The following is a 23,434-nucleotide window of genomic DNA, read 5'->3' as shown; positions in this document are numbered from 1 at the left end:
TGAAGCGTGCTATTCAGTCTGTCAGGCGCCGTCTGCCGTTGCCCAACAGTCCGGCCAGACCGGCGCCGAACAGCCAGACCGCACCCGGGAGCGGTACCGCCGCAACGTCACCGTCGCGGACTGCCCAGGCATACATGCTTGAGGCGAGATTGTTTTTGTACCAAGTTTGTTGCATGCCTATCGTGGTCGGGAAAAACCAGGCTTCGTCGGTACGGCTAGGTACCTCGTTGCCGGACCAGTAATCACCCGATTGCAGATTTTTGACCAAGCCGACATCGGTTTGGCCGCCGGTGCGGCCGTCGCGGAAAATCCCGAAATTTGGGTTGTCGCTACCATCTGGAAACTGATAGGCAGTTAACCCCAGGTTGACGAAATACATATACCCCAGCTCCGAATTCGGACTGGTGACGTTCCAGGAGTAATCGGTAGAACCGTCGTTGGAAAAGTTCTCGTTGTAGGCAATGCCGTTGACCGGTTTGATGCTGGCCAGCCGCCAATCGCCGAAGCCGCCGAACTCCAGTTGTTCCGCCCACGCCATCGCCTCGTACCAATTCATCTTGCCGTCGGCGTCGTAGCCGCTGGTATTGGCGTAATTGGCGTCCTGCAGCCAGGTCACGTTCAGGACGGTGTCGTACAGCATGCCGCCGCCGCGGTCCAGCAACGCCGCTTGGGCGTCAGTCAAGTTGATCGTGGCAGCCATCGCGACCGCCAATAAGGTGCGTTTACAATTCATAGGATTTTTCCTTGCAAGTGGATCGATTCAATCGGACTGGCGCCGCTGCGACGGCGCCCGATCCGCCCGACCATCAGGCCCAGGCCGGATAAAAACAGGACATAGCTTTCCGGGTTCGGTACTGCGGTGACATCGCCGTCGCGCACGGCCAGGACGTAAAATTGGCTACCTTTACCGATGTAGTTTTGCATACCGGTCGCGGTGCTCAGATACCAGGCTTTGTTGCTGTCGCCGCTGTAACTGGTGCCCAGCCAATAACTGAAGGACTGAAGATTGCTGAACAGGCTTTCGTCGTCGGCCGTGGCCGGATCGTCGACCAGACCGTAGCCGGGCTGGGGCAAGCCGCGCGAATCAGAAAAGCCCTTATTCCCGAAATCGCCGTAGAACAAATGGGCCAGTTCCGAGCTGGTTAAGGCGACGTTGAAACCGCAGTCGGTGCCGCTGTAGCCGTAGTCGCAGCCCGCCGCGCCCAAGTCTTGGAAAGTCGGCAAACGCCAGTCGTCGTAGGTGGTGCCGCGCACGCTATCCGCGTAAGTCAGCCCATCCACCCAGGCCACGGCGTTTTGCCAACTCATCTTGCCGGGGGTATAGGCGCCGCTGGTATTGGCATAGTTGGCGTCGGCCAGCCAGGTAACATCAAGGTCGCTGTCGTAGATCAGACCGCCGCCGCGGTCGAATAGCTGCGCCTGCACACTGCCGGCAGCCAGCGAGCCGAGCAAGGCCAGCCATGTGCGAAAAGCTTTAGGTTTCATCATTTTTCTCCAAACAGTAGTTCTCGAGCGGATTCGTCAACTCGGTAAACCGGTCAAGGATGCCAAGCCTGGCCGGCATTATCGAAAGGCAAATGGCGCTGGGGAACCCTACCGGAGTGGGGTATCGAAAGCCGTAGCCGGCCTGTTAAGATGCAATTTAATTGTATGTTTTAACCAGGTTTGATCTGGAACGAATTGTCTGAAATTCGATTGGCACGGGCGCCAAGTCACCTAACAACGCCAATGTCGAGATCCGGCGTGTTTGCTGAATACCACGTCTTCCGCTTATGCCACTTCACGCCGAACGGAGCCATACGACACTTGCCGGCCAGTGCCCATCGCGATGGCCGATTGCCAGCGGCAGATCGAAAGGTTTGTCAGGTAACGGCGGCTTCCGTTCCGGTTGCCGCCGTTACCCGGCACCGCAACCTATTTGGAAGACTGGGGATTGGCCGCTGACATCAGCATGGAGCATGCACATCAGCCTCCAAAAGCGGGGCGACGGAACGCAGGCGCCACTCAAACTCATTGCAACGGCAGGCGACCGAAGGAGGTAGCAGATACCCAGATATCCAACAGCTCAAAGATTTCTAAATACCTTCTACCTTTTTGGAGTACAAACAATGAATTTAAAAAATAACGCTATCCGTTTGCTTACGCTGCTTCTCGTTCTTCTGGCGATGGTTTCGCAAACGGCGAATGCCGCTCCGGTAAATGTCGATTTGACTTCCGGTAGCTGGCTAGTATCCGGGGGCGACATCAGCGGCATCAGCTGGAACGGTTCGACCCTGGTGTTCGAAACGCAAATAGCGATCGGGGACAGCCTGTCCTTGACCGGATATTTCGATTGGGTGGGCAGTAACGGCTCATTCGGCCGCGAGCGGTTCACCGGAACCCTTTTCGCCAATCGGGAAATCGAATTATCCGGATTCGAGATCGTACAACCGGCGCGCGGCATCGGCTTGACGAATTACTTCGCGGAATTGGCTGTATCCGGCACGGAAATTATCAACGGCACCTGGAACGGACCGGTCATTCCAAGCAATAACTGGTCAGCCAGATTGGCGCTGGCGCCGGTGCCATTGCCAGCCGCGGTATGGCCGTTTCTATCCGGCCTGATTGCGATAGCTGCCTTTCGCTCTAAAAAGCGCACATAATCCGCTGCGCCGGTGCAAGCGGATCGACTCTGTCGCGGCGGTTTGGCAAGGTTGCCCGCTTGACTTTGCCGCCCGTTGCACCGCTGCCGACAGCCGGCCCGCCCCTTGGCAAACGGATTAATTCGGAAAGATACGGGCACCGCAATCACCTGACCGGTATTGGAGTAGCGAAGTGGCAAAACTTATTGCGAAATCGGCTCGACAAGGCGCGGGTAGCTTGTCGGAAATCAGCGCCAGCGGCCAATTGCGCCTATTGGACCTCAGCTTTGCCCGCATCGTGTTGGGTTTCAGTTTGTTCCCGGTGGTGGCAACCCCTTTCATCGTCTGGTTATACCAAATTGGCAGGAGTGCAGTGCCGTTTTGGACTTGGGCCGGTTGCTTCAGCCTGGTAGCGCTATTGGTGAAACTGCTGTTTAACCGTTTCAAGGCCGATTGCACGCGATTGGACGCCGAGCAGGCGATCAGCCATTGGTTACCGCGGGTGCATGGACTGGCGCTAGTCTATGGATTCGGTTTGTCGCTACCGATAGTAATCATGTCCTGCGCTCCTTACCCGTTCGAGTTTGCCATCCTGTTTTTGGTCACCAGCGCCTCGATTGTGGCCGGCAATGCCACTCATCAGTCGCCGGTACTCAGTTGTTTTAAGCGATTTTTCGCTGCCGGCTGGGGCATCACAACCATATTAATCCCTTGGGTATTTCCGGAACATTGGCCCTACGTGATGCCGTTGACCGCCTTGTATATCTTCTCGATCTACAAACACGCCATACTGGTCCATCGCTTTTTTCTGCAGCAGATTTTACTGGAGCAAGGTTACCGGCAAGCCAAGGAAGAAGCCGAAGCGGCGCTCTATGCCAAAAATCGGTTTCTGACCACGGCCGCTCACGACTTGCGCCAACCGGTGCATGCCATGGGCTTTTTGATCGAATCCATTTCCCGCCGTAACCGCGCCGCCGAGTTGCGGCCGGCCCTGCAGGATTTGCGGCAAAGCGTGCAGTCCGTGACCCAGATGTTCAATTCGCTACTCGATTTATCCAAGATCGAGCTCGGCGCGCAACCGGTGAAACTGCAACCGGTGGCGATCGATCCGCTGATGACCGATATCGCAACCCTGTTTCGGGAGGAAGCCCAGGCTCGCACCATCGACTTGCGGGTCCGCACCAGCGGCGGCAAGGCGTTGGTCAACGCCGATCCGCTGTTGCTGCGGCAGTCGATGATTAATCTGATGCAGAACGCGTTGCGCTATACCCAGCGCGGCGGGGTGCTGATGGCGGTGCGCCGCCGCGCCGGGCAATGGCAATTCGAAGTCTGGGATACCGGGGTCGGCATTGCTCAGGCCGATCAGCAGCGGGTGTATTCGCCGTTCTTCCGCCCGGAACACGCCTGGCGCATCGACAATGCCGGCCATGGCCTGGGGCTGGCGGTGGTGGCCCGCTGCGCCGATCTGATGGGTGCCAGCCAGGGCTTGAATTCGCACGAAGGCCGCGGCTCCCGCTTCTGGTTGCGGCTGCCGGCGGCGGAGACCGGCGAGCGCCGCTTGGCGGTGCGCGAGACGCTGCCCTTAGCGCTGGGCGGCGATACCCGGCTGCACGGCCGCTGTCTGGTGGTCGACGACGAGCCGCAAGTCCGCAGCGCCTGGGAAGCCTTGCTCTGCGCCTGGGGCATCAGCGCCGTGTGCGTGGCTTCGGCCGGCGAAGCCTTTGCCGAGCTGGACGCGGGCTTTGCACCGGACGCCATCTTCTGCGACCAGCGCCTGCGCTCCGGCGAGAGCGGCTTTGAATTACTGCAAGCGCTGTTGGAACGTTGCCCGGAAGCCGCCGGAGCCATGATCAGCGGCGAGTTCGATTCGCCGGCTCTGGCGCAGGCCGAGCAGGAGGGCTATCTGGTGCTGCATAAGCCGTTGGAGCCGGAGGCGCTGTACACGCTGTTGCGTCAGTTTCTTTCTGAGACCGGAAAGGTATAAGGTCGATTTCTCGGGACAATACGTCCGCGATAGCAGGACTTGCCGGCTCAGCATATCTGCGGCTCAGCGGTGTGCGCTGGAAGATGGTAATCCCCCAGACCAAAACCGGAAGCCCAATATGCTACTGAGCCAGCGCACGACGACTAGGCGGCGGTCAGCCGATAGTCGAAACGCTATCCAGCGTGTCGCCGTTTGGACTCACCGTCGATTGGCCGCGCCGCGCCAAGCCTAAGCAGCCCAAGCCGGATAGAAACAGCAATACCGTTGCCGGCACCGGCACCGGCACCGGCGCGTAACCGTATTGCAAATGATCCACCTCCCAATTGTTTTTACCGGGCATTGAAATTCGAATAGCGGAAATGCCGCTGGCGTTTATCACGCCGAAAAAGCGATCCTCGCCGGTGGTGCGGGAAATACTGGAATCTCCCAGGGAGTAAGGCCCGAACACGCCCAAGGAACGACCCAAATGGTCGAATGCTTCAAAGATAGTATTGTCCGACAGGTCGGCGGCTCGCGGAGCGCCGCCGTTGTTTCGCCCGACATCGGTCCAAACGATGCCGGCGTGCGTTGGCAGAGCACCGCCCAGCGCTGCAGCGGAAAAATCGAAAGTAAAACTGCTGGTTCTGTAATTGCTGAACAAACTTCGGGTTTGACCGCTGGCGACACCGTCGATGATGCCGTCGTCGCCGTCTACCGAATCGCTGAACGCGGTGGTGATACCAGTGGTGAAAACTTCGCGGAGGCTGACCCCCGGCGTGCTCAACACGCCATCCTCAAAGTCTTCGAGATGAAAATAGCCGAAATTTTGTCCGTGGAACGGGCTATCGGTAACGCTTGCATAAGCGCTCGGCCCGAGAAATATCGGCGCCGCCTCAGCGGAATAAGGCAGCGCAGCGAATAGCGCGAGCACCGTCAATTTTCCAATCCCAGTCTCGGGGCATCTAGTATTCCACATCACCTGTCTCCTCGTTTGCTAGGTAAAAAATGCGCCGCCAAGATTCGTTGGTATCCGGCGCCGTTGCATGGTTTTCGTCCCGACTTGAGAAATCGGCCTGTCACAACACAGGCCCACCAAGCGGCAACCGTTTCCTTAAGCCCGCCAGCGCCGCATATCGACCAAACCGAGCAAGCCGGCGCCGAACAACCAGACTGCGGCCGGCAATGGCACCGGCGCAGTGGTATAGGTCAGATTGTCGACGATGAACCCGTCGCCGCTCTGGCCGTGGAACTGGATTTTGTCGACCAGTCCGGCGTAGCCGGATGCCAGCCAATAGATATCGCGCGGTTGATTGTCGCCATCCAGCGGCGAGCTGTAGACTTTTTCCCCCCGGTAAAACAGCGAAAAACTGACGTCGGTATCGGAGCCCCAATAGTTGTAATACAGACCTTGAAAAATCACCGGACCTTGATCGAACGTCAGCTCGCCGGCTGTAGCATGCAAACGGCTCTCGCCCAATTCCGGGCCGTGCGCTTCGAATTCTGAGTAACTCGACACCTGTACGTGAAACGATTCCCAGCCCGACAAACCGCCGTAGCCATCGACCAGATCCCAGTCGCGGATGCCTTCGAAGTCGACCACGGTTGTCGCCGCATTGGCCAGACCGCTACCTAGCGACGCCGTCAACAGCGCAGCCATCAATGTTTTTTTCATACGTAGTTCTCCAAAACTTTAAGTGAACAGGCTGCTTCTAGCGGCTAAACCTTGCCACTCCCCGATCGTTGCGTGTAGAGCAACCCCATCAGCATGCTGCCGAACAGCCAGACCGCGCCCGGTAACGGCACCGCCGCCACATCGCCGTCGCGCACCGCCCAAGCCCTCATCGCGCTGCCGGCGGATGAGAAGTAATATTGCTCTCCGGTGGACAATCGAAAGCCCCACGCCAAACTGGATGAGCTGAAGTAAGATGTACCGAACCAGTAGTAGTCGGACTGGAGATTGCTAAACAAGGACTCGTCGTTGGGGTTGGCCGGATCGTCGATCAAGCCGTATTCCAGTTGCTGCTGGCCGCTGCCATTGACCAAGGCCTTATTGCCGAGCGCTCCGTAAAACAGGCCAGCCAATTCTGAGCTGGTGGTGTCGACGTTGAAGCCGCAATCGCTGCCGCTATAACTGTAGTTGCAGCCGGGGGCGCCCAAATCGGTGAGCGTCGGCAAGCGCCAGTCGCTGTAAGTGACGTTGCGAACCGCGTCGTGGATCGCCAAGCCGTCAACCCAGGCGTTCGCCTCGTTCCAGGTCATACGCCCATCCTCATCGTATCCGCTGGTTTTGGCGTAGTTGGCGTCCGCCAGCCAGGTGATGTTTTGGACGCTGTCGTAAATCAGGCCGCCACCGCGGTCGAATAATTGGGCTTGCGCGGCCGGAGCCGCTAAGATGCCGCAAGTGGTGACGGCGCTGGCCATCAATTTGAGTTTCATAAGATAAGCTCCGAACCGGAAAAATAACCAAAAATTGTTTCAGTTGGCGGGCATTATCGAGAAGGGATTTCGGCGGTGGAACCCCACCGCAGTGGGGGTAGTTTAGCCGTTGGAATCTGTTAAGATGCAAATCATTTGCATGTATAGAAGCAATCTTGACTCTCCAGGAAGAGCCGAGATAAAACCTTCGGCCGCCTGAACTCAATTGCAAGGAGAACATGATCGTGGACAACTCGGCTTGGGCAGTGGTAGTGGACGACCATCCGCTGGTGGCGCACGGCATCGCCGATTTTTTAGTGACGCACTGCGGTTTTAGCCGGGCGCAACCGGTATCGGCTATCGCCGAATTTTGGCCGTTGCTGGAAACCGACCAGCCGCCGGCACTGGCCGTGGTCGATTTTTGGTTGCCGGACGGCGCTTCCTTACCGCTGCTGGCCGAATTGAAACAACGGCATCCGATGATTCGGGTGCTGGCGATCAGCGCGGACGACGACCGAACCGTCGCCGAAAAAATCGCCACAACGGGCACCGACGGTTTCATTCACAAACAGGCCGCGCCTAAGCTCTTCGCCAAAGCCGTAACCGCGGTGATGGCCGGCGAGATTTGGTTCCGCGGTCAGTCCCCGGCTGCGCTGACGCTGGCGCGAGAATTGCCGGTCACCGCCGCCGAGCTGGGCCTGACGCCGCGGCAGGGGCAAGTGTTGGCGATGATGCTGAAAGGCTTACCGAACAAACGAATCGCGCTGAATCTATCCTTGTCGGAACACACGGTGAAAGAACACGTCACCGGCATCCTGGAACGTCTCGGTGCGAAAAATAGGATCGAAGTGATTACCAAGCTTCGCGGACGCAGCCTGGAAAGCGAATGATCGTCGATTCCGATCCCACCGACTCAACAAACAGCCGTTTGCGCTTCGAAGACCTGAATGCCGGAAGCCAGGCCCGATTGTTGGACATTACCCACAACCGATTGGTCTACGGCATTACCATCATCCCCTTCGTCGGTATGCCCTTCGTCTACTGGAAGTACCAATTGGATCAAAACGCCTGGGGCCTGCTGATGTGGACGCTGTCCTATTTCGTGGCGTTGACGGCGGCACGATTGCAATACCGGAACTACCGGCGAGATAGAAACCGTCTCGATCCGGACGCAACGATCGGTAAATGGATGCCGGTGATCTTGCGCATGGCCTTGGCCCACGGCCTGGGTCTGACGGCTTTGGTTGCGGTGATCGCAGGCCGGGTACCGTTCGAATTTGCGTTGCTGCTTTACATGAGCCTGGCGGCGGTCATGGCCGCTAACGCCACCCACCAATCGCCGGTATACAGTGCTTTCAAGCGCTTCTTCAATGCCGGCTGGGGTGGCTGCACCCTGCTAACGCCGTGGGCGTTTCCGGAGCATTGGCATTTGATCATGCCGTTGTGCGTCAGTTACATCATGTCCATCCATCGCCATTCGGCGATTGCCCACCGCTTCTTCCTGCAACAGGTGAAATTGGAAGAAGACAGCAAGCGTCTGGCCGAAGATTACCGGCAAGCCAAAGAAGAAGCCGAAGCGGCGCTCTATGCCAAAAATCGGTTTCTGACCACGGCCGCTCACGACTTGCGCCAACCGGTGCATGCCATGGGCTTTTTGATCGAATCCATTTCCCGCCGTAACCGCGCTGCCGAGTTGCGGCCGGCCCTGCAGGATTTGCGGCAAAGCGTGCAGTCCGTGACTCAGATGTTCAATTCGTTACTTGATTTGTCCAAGATCGAGCTCGGCGCGCAACCGGTGAAACTGCAACCGGTGGCGATCGATCCGCTGATGACCGATATCGCGACCTTGTTTCGGGAGGAAGCCCAGGCCCGCAGCATCGACTTGCGGGTCCGCACCAGCGGCGGCAAGGCGTTGGTCAACGCCGATCCATTGTTGCTGCGGCAGTCGATGATTAATCTGATGCAGAACGCGTTGCGCTATACCCAGCGCGGCGGGGTGCTGATGGCGGTGCGCCGCCGCGCCGGGCAATGGCAATTCGAAGTCTGGGATACCGGGGTCGGCATTGCTCAGGCCGATCAGCAGCGGGTGTATTCGCCGTTCTTCCGCCCGGAACACGCCTGGCGCATCGACAATGCCGGCCATGGCCTGGGGCTGGCGGTGGTGGCCCGCTGCGCCGATCTGATGGGTGCCAGCCAGGGCTTGAATTCGCACGAAGGCCGCGGCTCCCGCTTCTGGTTGCGGCTGCCGGCGGCGGAGACCGGCGAGCGCCGCTTGGCGGTGCGCGAGACGCTGCCCTTGGCGCTGGGCGGCGATACCCGGCTGCACGGCCGCTGTCTGGTGGTCGACGACGAGCCGCAAGTCCGCAGCGCCTGGGAAGCCTTGCTCTGCGCCTGGGGCATCAGCGCCGTGTGCGTGGCTTCGGCCGGCGAAGCCTTTGCCGAGTTGGACGCGGGCTTTGCACCGGACGCCATCTTCTGCGACCAGCGCCTGCGCTCCGGCGAGAGCGGCTTTGAATTACTGCAAGCGCTGTTGGAACGTTGCCCGGAAGCCGCCGGGGCCATGATCAGCGGCGAATTCGATTCGCCGGCCCTGGCCCAAGCCGAACAGGAGGGCTATCTGGTGCTGCATAAGCCGTTGGAGCCGGAGGCCTTGTACGCCTTGTTGTGTCGAATATTACCGGTGGCCGACAACGACCACGCGTAAAGCCGTTGGCGCGAACTCACGCAAATGGCGCCTATTTTGCTGGATACGCTGGATCGCCACCTTAAAAGCCGGAGTTTGCCATGAATATTTCCACCATAAGCCCCAACCTTGCCGCAACCCGAACAGTCAGCGGAAAAACTTTGCCATCTCCACCGCAAGTCAAAACGGATGCTGCCGGCGATAGACAGCCGTCGCCGCCTACGGTTGATATGCGCAATGTCTCGCTAAACGAAATCAATGCCTTGATCAAGTCCGGCGTGGATGGTTTGCTGGATGTCGTGCCCTACATGCCGACCGCTACCATCAACCCAAGCGCCGCAACGGATGCCGGCGACGTGAAGGTGGACTATTTAGGCCAGATAGAGGGACTGATCGAATTCCGGAAAAACCGTCACGAGGACACCGCCTTTCTGGAACGGGTGCTGAGCAACGTAAAACGCCTGGATGGGATGGCCTTGCCGACGAAACTGGACGTGATGGCTTGAGTCGGTCTTGGCTGAGTCATCAAAACCTCACGAATTCAGTCGCAGTCGGGGAAGGGATTATCTTTCTGACGGCCCTTGACCCTGACGTTGCGTCACGCTCTATGCTGACGGCACGCATCAGGCAGGAGGCAAATCGTGTTGCTTAAAGTGGGCGAACTCGCCAAACGCTGCGGACTGACCGTCCGCACCCTGCATCACTACGACAGCATTGGTTTGCTTAAACCTTCCGCGCGCTCCGATACCGGCTACCGGCTGTATCAGCGGGGCGACATTGCCAGATTGCATCAAATTCAAGCCTTAAGGCAGTTTGGGTTGTCACTGGCCGAGATCGGGGACATTTTGGCAACGCCCGACCTGAATCTTGCGACTATCGTCGAACGCCAGCTTGAAGCCCTGGACCGAAAGATTGCCCAAAGCCAAGCTTTGCGCCATCGTTTGTCCGGGCTACAACGGCAATTGACCCGTGGCGAGGAGCCGGAGCTGGCTGATTGGCTAACCACTTTAGAGATGATGACTATGTATGATAAATATTTTTCCGCCAACGATCTGAAGCGCCTGCCGCTGCTGGATATCGACGAGACTTCTACCGCCGGCGAATGGGCGGCATTGGTCGAGCAGGTACAAGCCGCGATGCAGACAGGTTTGGATGCGCACAGCACACAGGCTCAGGCCTTGGCCAAGCAATGGATAGGCATGCTGGTACGCGACACCCAAGGCGATCCCCGCTTGCTGGTGAAGCTGAACGCCATGATGGTGGGCGAGCCGACCATGCAAACCAAAACCGGCGTCACTCCGGACATTGTGGCTTACATCCAAAGCGCTTTCGTTGAGAGTAAATTGCGGATCTACGAAAAATACCTCAGCGCTGACGAATTCAGCGTGATGTGCGCGAATTACGGCAAGCAAGCCGACGATTGGCCGCCACTGATCGCCGCGATTCGCCAGCATTTGGATGACAGCACGCCGCCCAGTGCCCCCGAGATGCAGGCACTCGCGCGAACCTGGCTGGGTTTGTTCCGGGCCTACGCCGGCGACAATCCGGACACTCATGCCAAAATTCGTGCCGCGCATCAGGTCGAGCCTTACCTATTCTTTGGTACGTTTATCGATCCGCCCTTGTTGGCGTATGTCTATCAGGCGATGGCCCAACTAGGCCAAGCGCCCACGCCGGCCCAGGCGCATTGAGGCTGCGGTGAAGCGGATAAACTGCATCGATCTCGACGAACACAAGATCGATGCCGCAGGAGACCGACTCGGTAAGGAGTCGTCAGCGTGATCGGTTAAAGCAGATTTACAACGCGCCTTCCGAGCCGGTGAATTCAACCCCGGACACATTGCCTCTCACGTCGGAAAAGCATTTCCAGGGAGCGGTGGCCTCGGGGACCAGCACCATAATCGCCATGCCGGCTTCAGAAGAAAAGATGTCTTTAATCTTCAGCAGGCTTTTGTCGGCGCCGACTTGTTTCGCAACGGCCGCCAGACAGGACTTTTCCGCAGCGCTGGTCAGGCTGACATTGCTGTCCGCGCTGCTGGTACTTGCACTGCTGGCAGGGATACCTACGTCAATAGTGAAACTGACCGGTTTGCCTGAGTCTTTGGCATTGCCTTTCAGGTAGACGCGAATAATGTAATCGCCGTCTTTCGGTAGCGTCCCGGAATAATGGTCGCCTTCGTTCATGCCTACAAATAGGGCTTCATAGGTGCTACCGGGTGGGATGACGTTGAAATAGGCAGCGCCCTTGCCGGCTTTAAAATCCACATTCAATGTTTGGCCGGCCTTGGCTCGCAACACGTAATCGACGTCTTCGCCGCCTTTGACAGTCCCTTTGATGGTCGCGCTGGATTTGCCTTTTGGGAATTGCACGGGTTTGCTCGCCGCCTCGGCGGTGGCTACTAGGCTCATCGTCAACACGATGCCGGTGAGTAAGCTGAGTAATTGGGTCATGGTGTACTCCGTTGTTTCAAGTTAACGACGATTAGGGACAATCAAGCCGGTCGTTGCGGACTATAACATCCGCCGGCAATGTCAATTGGTCACGTTTGTTACCGCTACAAACGGGGATAGCGCCCGAAAACCGTATGCGCTAGCCACCGGTAACCACCGCTTCGGGGATTCCGTAGCGTTCCTCATTTCCGATTCGAATCAAAAACAAATCGCCGGAGCGCTAGAATATCAACGTCAAATTGTCGTCGTAAAAAGCCGGCTGACCGGAAATGAACTCGATACGCCGCTCGCCGCGGCCGTTGCGATTGATCCGGACTTCGGCATTGCCTGCGCCCTTGCGAACAACCCCAAACGGGCAGCGGCCGGTCGGTTGGCCGAGCTCCAACGCGCAAGGAATATGGCCGGTAGCATGAAATGCAAAGAAACTTGGTCATTTAAGTCTCCGCTGGGTTTCGCGTTGCTCTACCCAGACTACGGCCATGCGATTGAGCCGAACGTGCTCAATCCGGCGATCAGGAAATTTCGTGTCGTAGCCCGTATTAAGCAACGCGGAACACAGGATCGAATTAAAACCCAACCGGATTGCACGATATAAATCCGCGCCGGATTCCGATTCGTCAAATCCCGGATTCCGCTTACGCTCCATCCAGGCTACTTGCTAGGCGGGCCGCGGCTATCCCGTGCATGCAGCAAAGCCGAACGCCCGTCGAAACAGCTACGGCTCTGGCCAACCTGTTTGGATTGACTCAGTTGCAAGCATCGGCTGCCGTGTAAACGATGGACTGGTAACGGCCCTCGTTTGTGACGATGGATACGCACGCGCCGCTGTGGTTTTCCCGCCAAAACTGGGTTGGCGTGTCAACCGAGGAGGACGAGCGCGAAAAGTGGTAGCCGCGCCGCGATAACTCTCCTTCAGCCTGTCCTGCACGGGCACCCACCATGTCGGACAAACTGTTTGGCGTTTGTCCGAAGTGGCTGTTGTTTCCATTGCTGTATTGGTTGTTGTAACGCTGGTTATGCTCGGAATTATGCTGTTGATCGTGATGCCGCCCGTAACGGTTACCCGGGGCATTCTCGCAATCATGCCGACCTTTCAGATGTATCTTATGAACTTTGTTGTTCTCTTCTTCGAATTCATAACACTCATTTTTTTGCTCGTTAAACCACCAACTGTGCGAACCTTCCCGGCCGTATTCGCCGTATCCGCGATCACGCAATTCGTTTTCCGCTTGATAAACGTCTTTGCCCTTCAAGTCGTAGACCAGGATGGTTTTAAGCTCCTGACCAAGATTGTGGTTATAAGAACTTCCGTTCGAATTATTCGGATTGACAACACAGCCGCTCATGCTGATCAAAGTGGCAGTGACGATTATCAGGGGTTTAAAGCGCCGTAGCATAAGACTCTCCTGGGGTTACGGTGAAGGTAGTAGCGAATTGCCAATCGTTTTCTTGTCGGGTCAAGCTTGGTCGGCAAGGACCATTTCGCCAAGTTTTGAACGACGTTAACAAAGAGTCTAGTCCATGTTCAGAGTCGCCCAAAGTCGAGTTTCTTCCCGTCGGCTAGCGCCGATTTGACCTTTTAGCCGCAGCGGGAAACGCTGATTAAATCTTCCGTGACGACAAGAAAGACTCGCAGCATCTCGGCCTGAATTGGTTCATCAACGACAAAGGCAAACCCGGCAACAACCTGTCGCACAGCCAGCGTAAGCACAACCGGAACTACGCGTCGAGCAGAGCCTGGGTCGAGCCTATTTTCCGGATCATTAAATACCCATCAAGGCACAAGTGCCAATTCGGTTTCCACAAGCGCCCTTACCGGGGCTTGGAGAAAAGGGGGCTCAGGTCAATTGGCTGGAGGGCTTGGTGAATTTGTATCTGCTGGGTTTCGCGTTGCTCTACCCTGCCTTGAAAGCCGCATCAAAACTTCGCTTTTCTCGTTTCGTTGTGCCCACCTTGAGGGTTGATATTTTATCAACCTATTCCGGGGTCCAGTTTTATGGACCACTACAGCTTACGGCGGATGAATCGGACGGTGTGTGTCGTGATGAGGATGCGGAGCGCTAGCGCAATCTACCAAAACCTAGCCCCGCCCGGCGTTCTGCTTTCGTTAAAACGCACTGCGATCCTGTCACTTGATAGATTTGAACAGACTCCAACGCTAAAAATCCAGGACGCAGGCCCCAAGCGAAGCCGTGTGACTTGGATAGTGGTCAGCGAACAGGAGGGAGTCCGGAAGTTCCTTGTAAGGCTAGAGTAAGCAAATGCTTACACGGCTGTAAGAATTGTCGTACTTTTTTACACTCGTAGCCAAACAAAGCTGGCTGATTGCCGACAAACCGTGATCCAGTCTACATTTTTTCTATCGGGTATGGCTATTGCTTGTCATGCTTTGAGCCGACCTTCCTGGAACGGCTCACCACTCAATTTTCACATCTAAACGTGCTCAATTGGTACATATGTGTATTGGAATTTAGGTTCTTTAATTGGCGTTTTTATTTCTAACTTTTCAATTGGGTCACCGTATAACTTTTACCTTTTTAAGTTTGGTTCTAAATGAAATGCTGGGGAGCAATTAAAGAATTTATTTTATTAACACTATCCATATTCAAGAAAACGAAAATTTATCATTAAAAAATGAATAAAAAGAGAAGAATAATACTAGCAAGTGCATTTCTCTCGGCAGCGTTCAGCGTCGGGTCAAATGCAGAAATCGCGCCCAGCGTTGGATCGCTGAAGACTGTTCCGGTGCCAACTCCGTCTAACCTATCCAGGTTTGTCAAAAACCAAGACAGCCTTGTCCAGCTGGGTAAAGCTTTATTTTGGGACAACGCCGCCGGATTTAAAGGACAGGCTTGCGCCAGTTGCCATTTCCATGCGGGCGCTGATTCGCGATTCAAAAATCAAATCAGCCCGCATGGAGCAAGTGGGAACTCAGATTTTGACGCGATGAAAACCGGCTCCGGAGGCCCCAACTACACCTTGAAGACCGGTGATTTTCCGTTGTTTTCACTTAGCAACCCCGCTGATCGGAACTCAACGATTTTGTACGATACTGACGACACTGTTACGTCAATGGGTACTTTCCAGGCGAGTGTGTCGAATCTGCCTCCCAGCAGCATCACCGGCAAAGACGACGATTGCAAGATGGATCCGGATATCACTTTCCACGTGAATGGCTACAATACGCGGAAGGTGGAACCCCGCAACACCCCCTCGACTATCAACGCGGTGTTCAACTTCCGGCAATTTTGGGATGGCCGGGCCAACAATGAGTTCAACGGCGTCGACCCGTTTGGACCGCGGAACCCGAATGCTGTAGTCCGTTGGCACAACGGTAATAACACCTACAGCCAACAGACAGTGGAGATGACCAACGCCAGCTTGGCTTCCCAAGCCGTTGGCCCTATTCTTTCCACACTTGAAATGAATTGTGCTGGAAAACAGATCAGCCATGTGGGCAGAAAACTCCTTCCCAAGCAGCCACTTGAGTTGCAACGGGTGTCTACTAGCGACAGCGTGCTCGGCCACCTGGCTAAAGCCGATAAAGGCTTGAACACCACCTATCGTTCACTGGTTCAAGCCGCGTTTCACGATGGCTGGTGGAATGGCGGAGCCAGTATTGATGGTTTCAGTCAGATCGAATCCAACTTTTCCTTGTTCTATGGTCTAGCGCTACAGGCCTATCAGGCTACGTTGGTATCGAATGACTCGAAATTCGACCAGTACATGGATGGCAATTCCGCAGTGCTGAACTCGCAAGAACAAGCAGGCCTTGACGTATTCCTGAACAAAGGAAAGTGCGTCGCTTGCCATAACGGCCCGGAGCTCTCTGCGGCGGCGACCCGACTGCAAACCGCGAACGCACAAGGGGCGCTGGTTGAACGCATGCACATGGCCAATCTGAGTGGCGCCACCGTCGATACCTGGAATCGTTGTGCCGACAGCTGGGGCTATTGCCTGAGCGACGGAGCCACCCACACCTATCGTTTTGTCTATTCGGACGGTCGCATTTCTCCGACGAAGGAGACATCAGCGTTTGTTTGGTGTTATGAATGGTTCTTCACAGGTGCAGGCAACGCGACCGGACGCTGTGAGAAACTGACACGAACCCCGGCGAAGGGTTTTGTGGCTCTTTATGACAGTGGCTTCTACAACATCGGCGTTACCCCCACTGTGGAGGATATCGGTGTCGGCGCCGGCGATCCTTGGGGCAATCCGTTGTCCTTCACTCGTCAGGAAAAATTCAGGGCGGGCGGCAACGCAAATCTGGCACCGGATAATTTCTTTACCGACCCTAATCGTTTTGAGTTAAATCCGGGTTCACCCGTCACCTCGAATGAGCGTGATGCAGTTGATGGCGCCTTCAAAACACCGATCTTGCGCAATGTGGAATTGACCGGCCCCTATATGCACAACGGGGATCAGTTGACTCTCGAGCAATTGGTGGAGTTCTATAACCGCGGCGGCAACTGGCGGCGCACATCGGGTGTCGATCAAAACGGCTCGCCGTGCGATACCACAGGGCTTGATAAAAACTGTTCGAACCTAGATCCAGACATCACCAGTTTGGGCCTGAGCAGCGACGAAAAGACCGCATTGGTCGCGTTCCTGCGCTCGCTGACAGACGAAAGAGTACGCTGGGAGAAAGCGCCGTTTGACCATCCGGAACTGATTATTCCGCTGGGTCATATCGGTGACGAAAACTTTGTCGAAACGGAATTGGCCTTCTCGCGTACCGTAGCGAAGGACGATCTGTATACGCTGCCTGCCATAGGCCGCGATGGGCGGCAAGCAGCAGGTCTACAACCAATACCGGCGGTTCAAAATCTTATTGCCTGTGGTGAGACCGATTCGGTAAAAGGTTGTTTCACGAAGTTCTATGGTGATGCGAAAACCGTGGCACCATCGAAAACATGGCAATACTGTTCTGGCGCCACCGGCCTCTGCCTCGGTGATGGAACTAATCGTAGCTACCGCTTCGTTTATAACGATGGCCGCATATCTAATGTAAGAGATACGCAATGGCATGCTTGGTGTTATGAATGGTACTTCCAAGGCACGGGTAACGCGGCAGGATACTGTCAAGTTCTCAAATAGTAAGACCTTTCTTTAGCTGTTATGGGCGTTGCCGATGAGGCAACGCCTTTAACACTATCTGCAGACCACGGACTCAAGTCCAGTTTTTCATTTCCACGGCCGTACGGCAGATAAACGATTGGCATAAGGTGGATTCGCAAAACAATCCACCATTGATGGCTTGCGATATACCTGCGCCATTTGATCTTGCACTTGGTTTGGATTTTGGCGGATTGTCGCTACGCTCCGAATCCGTATATGGACTCCTCCCGTTTTGGCAAGCAGATCACTTCGAATTTGCTGGAGCGCCGTCGTAGTTTGCTTGATGCCGCCCCTCACGATCTGACATTTGCCGCGCCAAGCAAGTGCTGCAAGGTTGCACGTAGTTTGGCGGGATTGACCGGCTTGTGCAGCAACGGAAAGCCGCTGGCATCGGCCTCGCGTAAGCGTTCGGGACAGGTATCGCCGGTGACGACCAGCACCTCGAACCGGTAGCCCAGCGTTTCCCGCAAATCACGCGCGAAATCGATCCCGGAAACGCTATCGGCCAGCCGATAGTCGGTAATCAACAAATCTACCGTCGAATCCGCCCGCGCCAGCTCGTCCAAAGCTTGCGACAAGGATGCCGCCGCCAATACCCGGCAACCCCAACGCGACAACAGGCCGCTCATGCTCTCCAGCACACTGCTATCGTCATCCAGCAACAACACCTGCTTCCCGGTCAGCAGCGAGGTCGCCAGCAGCGGTTGGCCGGTCTGAGCTTGAGCCGGGCGCGGCGCAGACTTTAGCGCCAGCGGCATCCTCAGCGAAAAGCACGAGCCTTTGCCCAACGCAGAACGCACCTGGAGCGGGTGGCCGAGCAGCCGCGCCAGCCGTTTGACGATGGCCAACCCCAGCCCCAAACCCTGGCGGCGGTTGCGGCCGGCATTATGCAGCTGGTGAAATTCGACGAAAACTTCGTGCAACTGGTCTTCCGGTATGCCGCGGCCGGTATCGATCACCTGAATTTCCAGTTCCGCTCCGCGCAGCCGGGTGCCGACCAAGACCCGGCCGTTCTCGGTATAGCGCAAGGCATTGCCGATCAGATTGCGCAGCATCCGCTCCAACATCGCCGGATCGGTCGCGACCGGGTATCGGCCGGGCCGGAAGCGGACGGTATTGCGGTTTTCCTGAGCCAAAGGCTGAAATTCCGCATGCAGCCGCTCGAACAACTCGGCGAGATCGCAGGCTTGCAGTTCGGGCGTGACTACGCCGGCATCCAGCTTAGAGACATCCAGCAGGGCGCTCAGCATCGAATTGACGGCGTCGATGGCATCATCGATCCGATCAATCAAGTGCGCCGTGTTCTCGCCGCGTACCCGCTCCGACAATTCCCCGAAAAACAAACCCAGCGCATGTATCGGCTGACGTAAATCGTGGCTGGCCGCGGCCAGAAACCGGGTTTTGGCGGCATTCGCCCGTTCCGCGTCGCGCCGGGCATTCTCCAGAGCCAACTCGCGCTTGATCAGGTTACTGATGTCGGTAAACGTGATCACCCGGCCGCCGTGGCGTAACAGTACCTGCAGAATTTCGTATACCGGGCCGCCGGGCAGATGGTAATGGGCCGGGCCTTGGGCGCTGACCGGCAGCGGCGGATTCGCTGCAGCCAACAACTGCGCCAGGTTCGTGCCGGGTTCGACTTGGCAACCGACCGCGGCCAAGGTATCGCTGAACCGTGCATTCCACATCCGCAAGCCATCGTTCTCGTCCGACATCGCGATGCCCTGCCCCATGTTTTCCAGCGCGGTTTCCAACAAGGTCGATTTTTCTTCCGATTCCTGGCGCAGCGCGACATTCTCGAAACTCAACTCCAGCGCGTGGTTGAGCATGTTGGAAAATTTTTGTGTGTAGTAGTAGCTTAACAGCGGTAAAAACGAAATCGTGATCGCCGCGGCAACGAAATGTTCGCCGCCGTAATAGAGCAACTCAAAGACAAAAGTCAGGCCGATCGGTATCGACAGCATCAAGACGGCCGGATAGTAAGCAAACCAGCTCATCATCGCGCCTACGGCCTGGATAATCGGCGGCAAGCAGACCAGCAACACATTGGCGGGGTCGTCGATATCCAGAAACAGAACGATACACAGTATCCAGCCCAAGCTGGTCAGCGCGCCGGCCGATAACACCAACATTTTGTACAGCGTGATGTTTGCCGCCAGGCGCTGCTTGCGGGACCGGTAGTAATGCAAAATCGACCAACGCGATAAATGGGTCAAGGATGAAAACGCAAACCATGCCAGCAATTGATTGTGCGGCGCGGTATGCCACAGATCGATCACAATCAGCAACGGGAACGGCAGCATTAACAGCACCGAATTGCTGATTACGGTCGTCACCCACAACCGCTCCACTTCGATTTCGTTTCGATATTTGGATTCTATGGCAGACATGCGTTTAACCTCGTTTCAATCGCACGGCATTAGCCGATTTACCAGCGGTTGCCGACAGCGGAGGCTAACGATTATCGCAAGCGGATAGTGATATACAAGTCAACATACCCAATAATTCGAGGCAGCCGGAGCTTGGTGTATTGATACGACCTTGCGCTGTTTTTATGTCCCTTCGCCCTGAGCCCTTCGACTGCACTCAAGGCGACCGGTTAAAACATATCAGAGTCGATTCAATGGCGATCGACCTTACCCGGAACGGTCGACTTATTTCGGCGAAGTCGGCCCACCACCGTCCGGCAACGGGCCGGTATCGCCGTCGCCATCGCCATCCCATTCTTTAGCACGGGTCGAGCCGGCGAAGAATTGGTAGCGTCTGCGGAACAACATCGCATGAAAATCCTCGTCGTCCGCGCCTTCCCAGAAATCCGGCACCGGACGCACCGGTACCGCCGGCGGCGGCGGCACCGGAATGGCTGGCCTGTCGCCGCGCGGGCTGGCACGCAGAAACGGCTCCAGATCGTTGGCTTGCGCCATGCGTTCGCCCATATCCGGCGGGTTATTCGGCAGAAAGCGTTTGGCAATCGTTTTCAGGATAGAGGTATGGTCGAAGGTTTCTTTGGCGACGCTGCCGCGCTCGACCCAAGGCGATACTACCAAGGCGGGTACCCTGGGGCCATAGCGGTCCATACCCTTCTCTGTCACGGCACCTGAAATCAGCGGCGCTTCAGGCGGCGACACGTGATCGAAAAAACCGCCGTGTTCGTCGTATGTAATGATCAACAAGGTTTTGTCCCAACCCGGCCCGGCCATCAAGGCATTGACCAATTCTCCGATCAAACGCTGGCCGTGGCCGATATCGGTGGGAGGGTGGTCGTCGGCGCCCGGCGGCGCATCGATGAAGTCCGGGTCGATAAACGTCACCGCCGGCAGCGTGCCGTTGCGCGCGGCAGCATAAAAGCCATGCTCCGGATCGCGCGCATCCAATACCCGGTCATTGTCGAACACGTAACGGTCGAACAGCCGCAGAAAACCGTAACCGTGTTCGTAATAACGCCAGGACACACCGGCCGCACTCAGGTGTTCGAAAATGGTTTTATCATCAGCCAAAGTGGCGCCTCCGGAAAATTTGGGATTTCCCACTTCAAACTTATTCTCGGCGTTGCGGCTCAAGCGGCCCGTGACTTGATAAAAACGGTTCGGAAAGGTTGGCCCCGGATGTGCGCAAAACCAACGGTCGCAAACCATGAACTCCCGCGCCAAGGCATCGAATACCGGCACTTGTGGCGCCTGATAATAGCCCATCACTTTGCCCGGATCGGTGCCTTTGGCGGCAAATTTTTCGGCAAAACTGGTGACAAAACCATCCATACGGCCCTTTGGCGGGTTAGCGTCGTCCCAGTTGACCTGGGTCTTGACGCAGGTAAAACCGTGGCAAGGATCTTCGATGAACAGCGTACCGGGCAACGGAAAAGACGGGTAATCGACGCCGTTGTACGAATTGGTTTCGTTGCCGTTCAGGCCGTCGATGTCGCTGCGAATCCGGCCGTCGGCGCCGCCTTCTTTACTCAGATAACCCAGCATGTGGTCGAAGGATCGGTTTTCCATCATCAGCACTACGATATGGTCGATGTTGGCCAACCGGCCGGGCGGCAACGGCACCTGCGGCGTTTCCGGGATCGGCGGACGCTGTTCTCCGCCCAAATAGTCGATCAACAGCCGGCTGCCGTCGCACCACGCCCCGACCACCGCAGTATCCTTGCCCAGCAACCATTCGCTGAGGTAGCGGTTCAGGCCGGGCTCGTGGCCGCTCGCGGTCCGTCTACCCTTAGCCAGTTGCACCAGTATTGCTGCGCCAATGTCAGTGAACAGTTTTTCGACTTTCTTGATGATCAGACTATCTCCGGGGACCCAATCAAAGTCTATGTCGACACGGATGAATTCCTTGTAAAGCTTCACTCGCAAATCGTCCCGCAGCGAAGCTTTAGCGCCGACCGAACCGGTCGCCTTGAATACCTTGCCTCTGAATTCGACGACTGCCAGCATAAGCCTGCTATCCAGCGCCTTGTATTGAACGCCAAGCAGAGCCTGCTTCACCAAGTCATCGAAGCCGGCGATATTCAATAGCCGTTGCTCGCCATCAAGCATCAGCGGTACGGCAAAATTAAATTTCAGTTTTTTGATGTTGACGTCGGGTAACCATTCGATCTGGATTTCCGGCTCCACGCCTTTGGTCTCGAACTCAACTTCGATGCCGATCTCAGCGGGCGCACCCGGTTGCGGCGAACCCATGGTCAAACGGATGCGATCGGTACCTAAGTCGTTGATCCGAACAAATTTGCCCCCAATACGTTGCTTGGTTAGCAGGCGCCGGGTGCCGTAAACCTCGTCCTCAAAATGCACGAACACCCAGTTTTCGCCGAATTGGCTACCGGAGAGCCGCACTTGAAACAACATGCGTTCCCGCAAATTGACAAACTCGTCGAATTTGCGCTGAAACAATGCCAACGGTAACACCCGTTGTCGTTTGATGCCGGCATCCAGGTAATTGGGGACACCCATAGCCGCCATCAGCTGCCTTACCGATAGCGGCTTCGGCAATTTGTAGGGTTTCGCCAGTTGCCGAATACTGACCGATGAGCCGATTATTAATCCGCTACTGCGTAAACTAGGCATGTTCGCCTCCTTAAAGTTGGTTATTGCAAGGCAATCAAAACCGGCACCAAGCCCTTACCGCCTTTCAACGGACGCAAGGCTTTACCGATCACCGCGCCAAAAGCGCTAAGGGCGTCGCCGGCTTTCATCGCGTGGCCCGGCGTCGGCGAGGTGGTCAGTAAATCGCCGACGGCGATGTCGCCGAACTCGGCGTCCACCTTGCAATACACCTTGCCCATCAAGGCAATCGGCTTGCGCGGCTTGCCGGTCGGTTGTTTGTCCAGCACGATGCCGGGCTTGTACTGCCCGGCGCCGGACACCACGCCGGCCACCCGTTTGTCGTAGGCCTGGCTGCTGGGATGCAGTGAGCCGTCGTCGCCCAATACCATCACGGTTCCGGCTTCGATATCCGCGTCGCAAATGTCGAAATCCTCGGCGCAGTCGGCGTTCAGCAAACGGATATCGCCGGACACTTCGACATCGCCATTGAAGGACGACGTGTCCGCCAACACGCTAAACCGCGGGACCTTGTTGGGAAAGGCGCCGGTGATCAGAATCTCCGCGGCAGTGCCGCGGCCGTCGCTACCGATGCCTTCCAGATAGATGCGGTTATCGTTCAAATTGTTACCGATCAACAATTGGCCGCCGCCGCTGCCGCTCAAATCGAAAATCAAGGGGCTGCCGGCGATCTTGGCCGCTTTGGCGTTCACGGTAAATTGCGGGATCGGCTGGGTGTAGCGCCCGGTGATCAATAGCTCCGCCGCATGGCCATTGCCGTCGGAACTGAATCCTTCCAGATAAATTTTGTTGTCGTCGCGGTTGCAGGCAATATGCAACTGCCCACCGCCGATCGGGCTGAGATCGAGCACGATACTGCCGTTGCCCTTCAAGTTGATGCTGTCGCCGTTGGCCGACAATTGGGTGTTGGGATTGCCGTTTAACACCAGATTGCCGGCGACGTCGAGTTTGCCCTGCGGGATCGCAGTGCCGATACCGACCCGCTCGGCCGATAGACTGAGGGAACTGCGAGTACCGTTTTGATCGGTTACCGCTTGAGCTTGGTCGCTCAGGGCGTTTTCTAGCTGCAAATTGGTCGCCATGGTTTTACTCCCATAGAAATAGATGGATACAGGCCGGAAACGGC

19 protein-coding genes and 1 pseudogene are annotated in these 23,434 nt (G+C 56.5%); 10 read left to right on the top strand and 10 right to left on the bottom strand.

Translation table 11 applies throughout. The annotated features are described in order from the left end of the window. Window positions 1-13: 13 nt before the first annotated feature. Both ACH518_RS06945 and ACH518_RS06940 read right to left on the bottom strand, forming a co-directional pair. Entirely contained in the window at window positions 14-733 is a 720-nt protein-coding gene (locus ACH518_RS06945) for a hypothetical protein (protein WP_445372372.1), read from the bottom strand. Continuing rightward, complete coding sequence (locus ACH518_RS06940) at window positions 730-1,488, bottom strand: Lcl domain-containing protein (RefSeq protein WP_445372371.1); 759 nt, start codon at window positions 1,486-1,488, stop codon at window positions 730-732. Before ACH518_RS06940 ends, ACH518_RS06945 begins: the two co-directional genes overlap by 4 nt. A gap of 620 nt (window positions 1,489-2,108) precedes the next feature. Here ACH518_RS06940 and ACH518_RS06935 point away from each other — a divergent pair. Beyond that, window positions 2,109-2,642 carry a VPLPA-CTERM sorting domain-containing protein gene (locus tag ACH518_RS06935; RefSeq protein ID WP_445372370.1) on the top strand — a complete coding sequence of 178 codons (534 nt, stop codon included), beginning with the start codon at window positions 2,109-2,111 and terminating at the stop codon, window positions 2,640-2,642. Window positions 2,643-2,814: 172 nt separating this feature from the next. Continuing rightward, window positions 2,815-4,605: an ATP-binding protein gene (locus ACH518_RS06930; protein ID WP_445372369.1), complete on the top strand. Its 1,791-nt coding sequence runs from the start codon at window positions 2,815-2,817 to the stop codon at window positions 4,603-4,605. Between the two features lie 154 nt (window positions 4,606-4,759). On the opposite strand, the gene ACH518_RS06925 is transcribed toward ACH518_RS06930, so the two are convergent. From ACH518_RS06925 to ACH518_RS06915, 3 genes are all read right to left on the bottom strand, one after another. Then, complete coding sequence (locus ACH518_RS06925; RefSeq protein WP_445372368.1) at window positions 4,760-5,560, bottom strand: PEP-CTERM sorting domain-containing protein; 801 nt, start codon at window positions 5,558-5,560, stop codon at window positions 4,760-4,762. A gap of 135 nt (window positions 5,561-5,695) precedes the next feature. Continuing rightward, a complete protein-coding gene (locus ACH518_RS06920; protein ID WP_445372367.1) occupies window positions 5,696-6,256 on the bottom strand; it encodes a VPLPA-CTERM sorting domain-containing protein in 561 nt (186 codons plus the stop codon). Between the two features lie 44 nt (window positions 6,257-6,300). Next, on the bottom strand, window positions 6,301-7,020 hold the full coding sequence (locus ACH518_RS06915) for an Lcl domain-containing protein (protein WP_445372366.1): 720 nt from the start codon (window positions 7,018-7,020) through the stop codon (window positions 6,301-6,303). A gap of 218 nt (window positions 7,021-7,238) precedes the next feature. On the opposite strand from ACH518_RS06915, the gene ACH518_RS06910 reads away from it, so the two are divergent. The 4 genes from ACH518_RS06910 (at window position 7,239) to ACH518_RS06895 (ending at window position 11,373) form a co-directional block, all read left to right on the top strand. After that, window positions 7,239-7,889 (top strand): LuxR C-terminal-related transcriptional regulator, encoded by a 651-nt coding sequence (locus ACH518_RS06910; RefSeq protein WP_140913938.1) that lies wholly within the window; start codon window positions 7,239-7,241, stop codon window positions 7,887-7,889. Continuing rightward, complete coding sequence (locus tag ACH518_RS06905) at window positions 7,886-9,703, top strand: ATP-binding protein (protein ID WP_445372365.1); 1,818 nt, start codon at window positions 7,886-7,888, stop codon at window positions 9,701-9,703. Before ACH518_RS06910 ends, ACH518_RS06905 begins: the two co-directional genes overlap by 4 nt. Window positions 9,704-9,783: 80 nt before the next feature. Next, window positions 9,784-10,188, top strand: coding sequence for a hypothetical protein (locus ACH518_RS06900; protein WP_445372364.1), 405 nt, complete (start codon window positions 9,784-9,786; stop codon window positions 10,186-10,188). A gap of 135 nt (window positions 10,189-10,323) precedes the next feature. Then, window positions 10,324-11,373 (top strand): MerR family transcriptional regulator, encoded by a 1,050-nt coding sequence (locus ACH518_RS06895; RefSeq protein WP_445372363.1) that lies wholly within the window; start codon window positions 10,324-10,326, stop codon window positions 11,371-11,373. Between the two features lie 106 nt (window positions 11,374-11,479). Here the strand turns inward: ACH518_RS06895 and ACH518_RS06890 are convergent, their stop codons facing one another. Continuing rightward, window positions 11,480-12,133 (bottom strand): hypothetical protein, encoded by a 654-nt coding sequence (locus tag ACH518_RS06890; protein ID WP_445372362.1) that lies wholly within the window; start codon window positions 12,131-12,133, stop codon window positions 11,480-11,482. 85 nt (window positions 12,134-12,218) lie between these two features. Between ACH518_RS06890 and ACH518_RS06885 the strand changes: the two genes are divergently transcribed. Further along, window positions 12,219-12,728 (top strand): hypothetical protein, encoded by a 510-nt coding sequence (locus ACH518_RS06885; RefSeq protein ID WP_445372361.1) that lies wholly within the window; start codon window positions 12,219-12,221, stop codon window positions 12,726-12,728. Between the two features lie 151 nt (window positions 12,729-12,879). Here the strand turns inward: ACH518_RS06885 and ACH518_RS06880 are convergent, their stop codons facing one another. Beyond that, window positions 12,880-13,530, bottom strand: a complete 651-nt coding sequence (locus ACH518_RS06880) for a hypothetical protein (RefSeq protein ID WP_445372360.1) — start codon at window positions 13,528-13,530, stop codon at window positions 12,880-12,882. Between the two features lie 218 nt (window positions 13,531-13,748). On the opposite strand from ACH518_RS06880, the pseudogene ACH518_RS06875 reads away from it, so the two are divergent. From ACH518_RS06875 to ACH518_RS06865, 3 genes and pseudogenes are all read left to right on the top strand, one after another. Further along, a pseudogene (locus ACH518_RS06875) lies at window positions 13,749-14,014 on the top strand (IS5/IS1182 family transposase); the annotation flags it as partial. Further along, window positions 13,997-14,197: a hypothetical protein gene (locus tag ACH518_RS06870; protein WP_445372359.1), complete on the top strand. Its 201-nt coding sequence runs from the start codon at window positions 13,997-13,999 to the stop codon at window positions 14,195-14,197. The pseudogene ACH518_RS06875 and the gene ACH518_RS06870, both read left to right, overlap by 18 nt. A gap of 570 nt (window positions 14,198-14,767) precedes the next feature. Next, a complete protein-coding gene (locus ACH518_RS06865; protein ID WP_445372358.1) occupies window positions 14,768-17,230 on the top strand; it encodes a cytochrome-c peroxidase in 2,463 nt (820 codons plus the stop codon). 314 nt (window positions 17,231-17,544) lie between these two features. Here the strand turns inward: ACH518_RS06865 and ACH518_RS06860 are convergent, their stop codons facing one another. The 3 genes from ACH518_RS06860 to ACH518_RS06850 form a co-directional block, all read right to left on the bottom strand. Beyond that, window positions 17,545-19,638 carry an ATP-binding response regulator gene (locus tag ACH518_RS06860; RefSeq protein ID WP_445372357.1) on the bottom strand — a complete coding sequence of 698 codons (2,094 nt, stop codon included), beginning with the start codon at window positions 19,636-19,638 and terminating at the stop codon, window positions 17,545-17,547. A gap of 264 nt (window positions 19,639-19,902) precedes the next feature. Beyond that, the gene (locus ACH518_RS06855; protein ID WP_445372356.1) at window positions 19,903-22,311 is read right to left on the bottom strand and encodes a phospholipase C; all 2,409 of its coding nucleotides are present in this window, start codon (window positions 22,309-22,311) and stop codon (window positions 19,903-19,905) included. Window positions 22,312-22,331: 20 nt separating this feature from the next. Further along, window positions 22,332-23,390 carry a hypothetical protein gene (locus ACH518_RS06850; RefSeq protein WP_445372355.1) on the bottom strand — a complete coding sequence of 353 codons (1,059 nt, stop codon included), beginning with the start codon at window positions 23,388-23,390 and terminating at the stop codon, window positions 22,332-22,334. Between the last annotated feature and the right edge of the window lie 44 nt (window positions 23,391-23,434).

Source organism: Methylomonas sp. HW2-6, from assembly GCF_052474525.1.
This window is presented reverse-complemented; position numbering and strand designations above follow the sequence as displayed.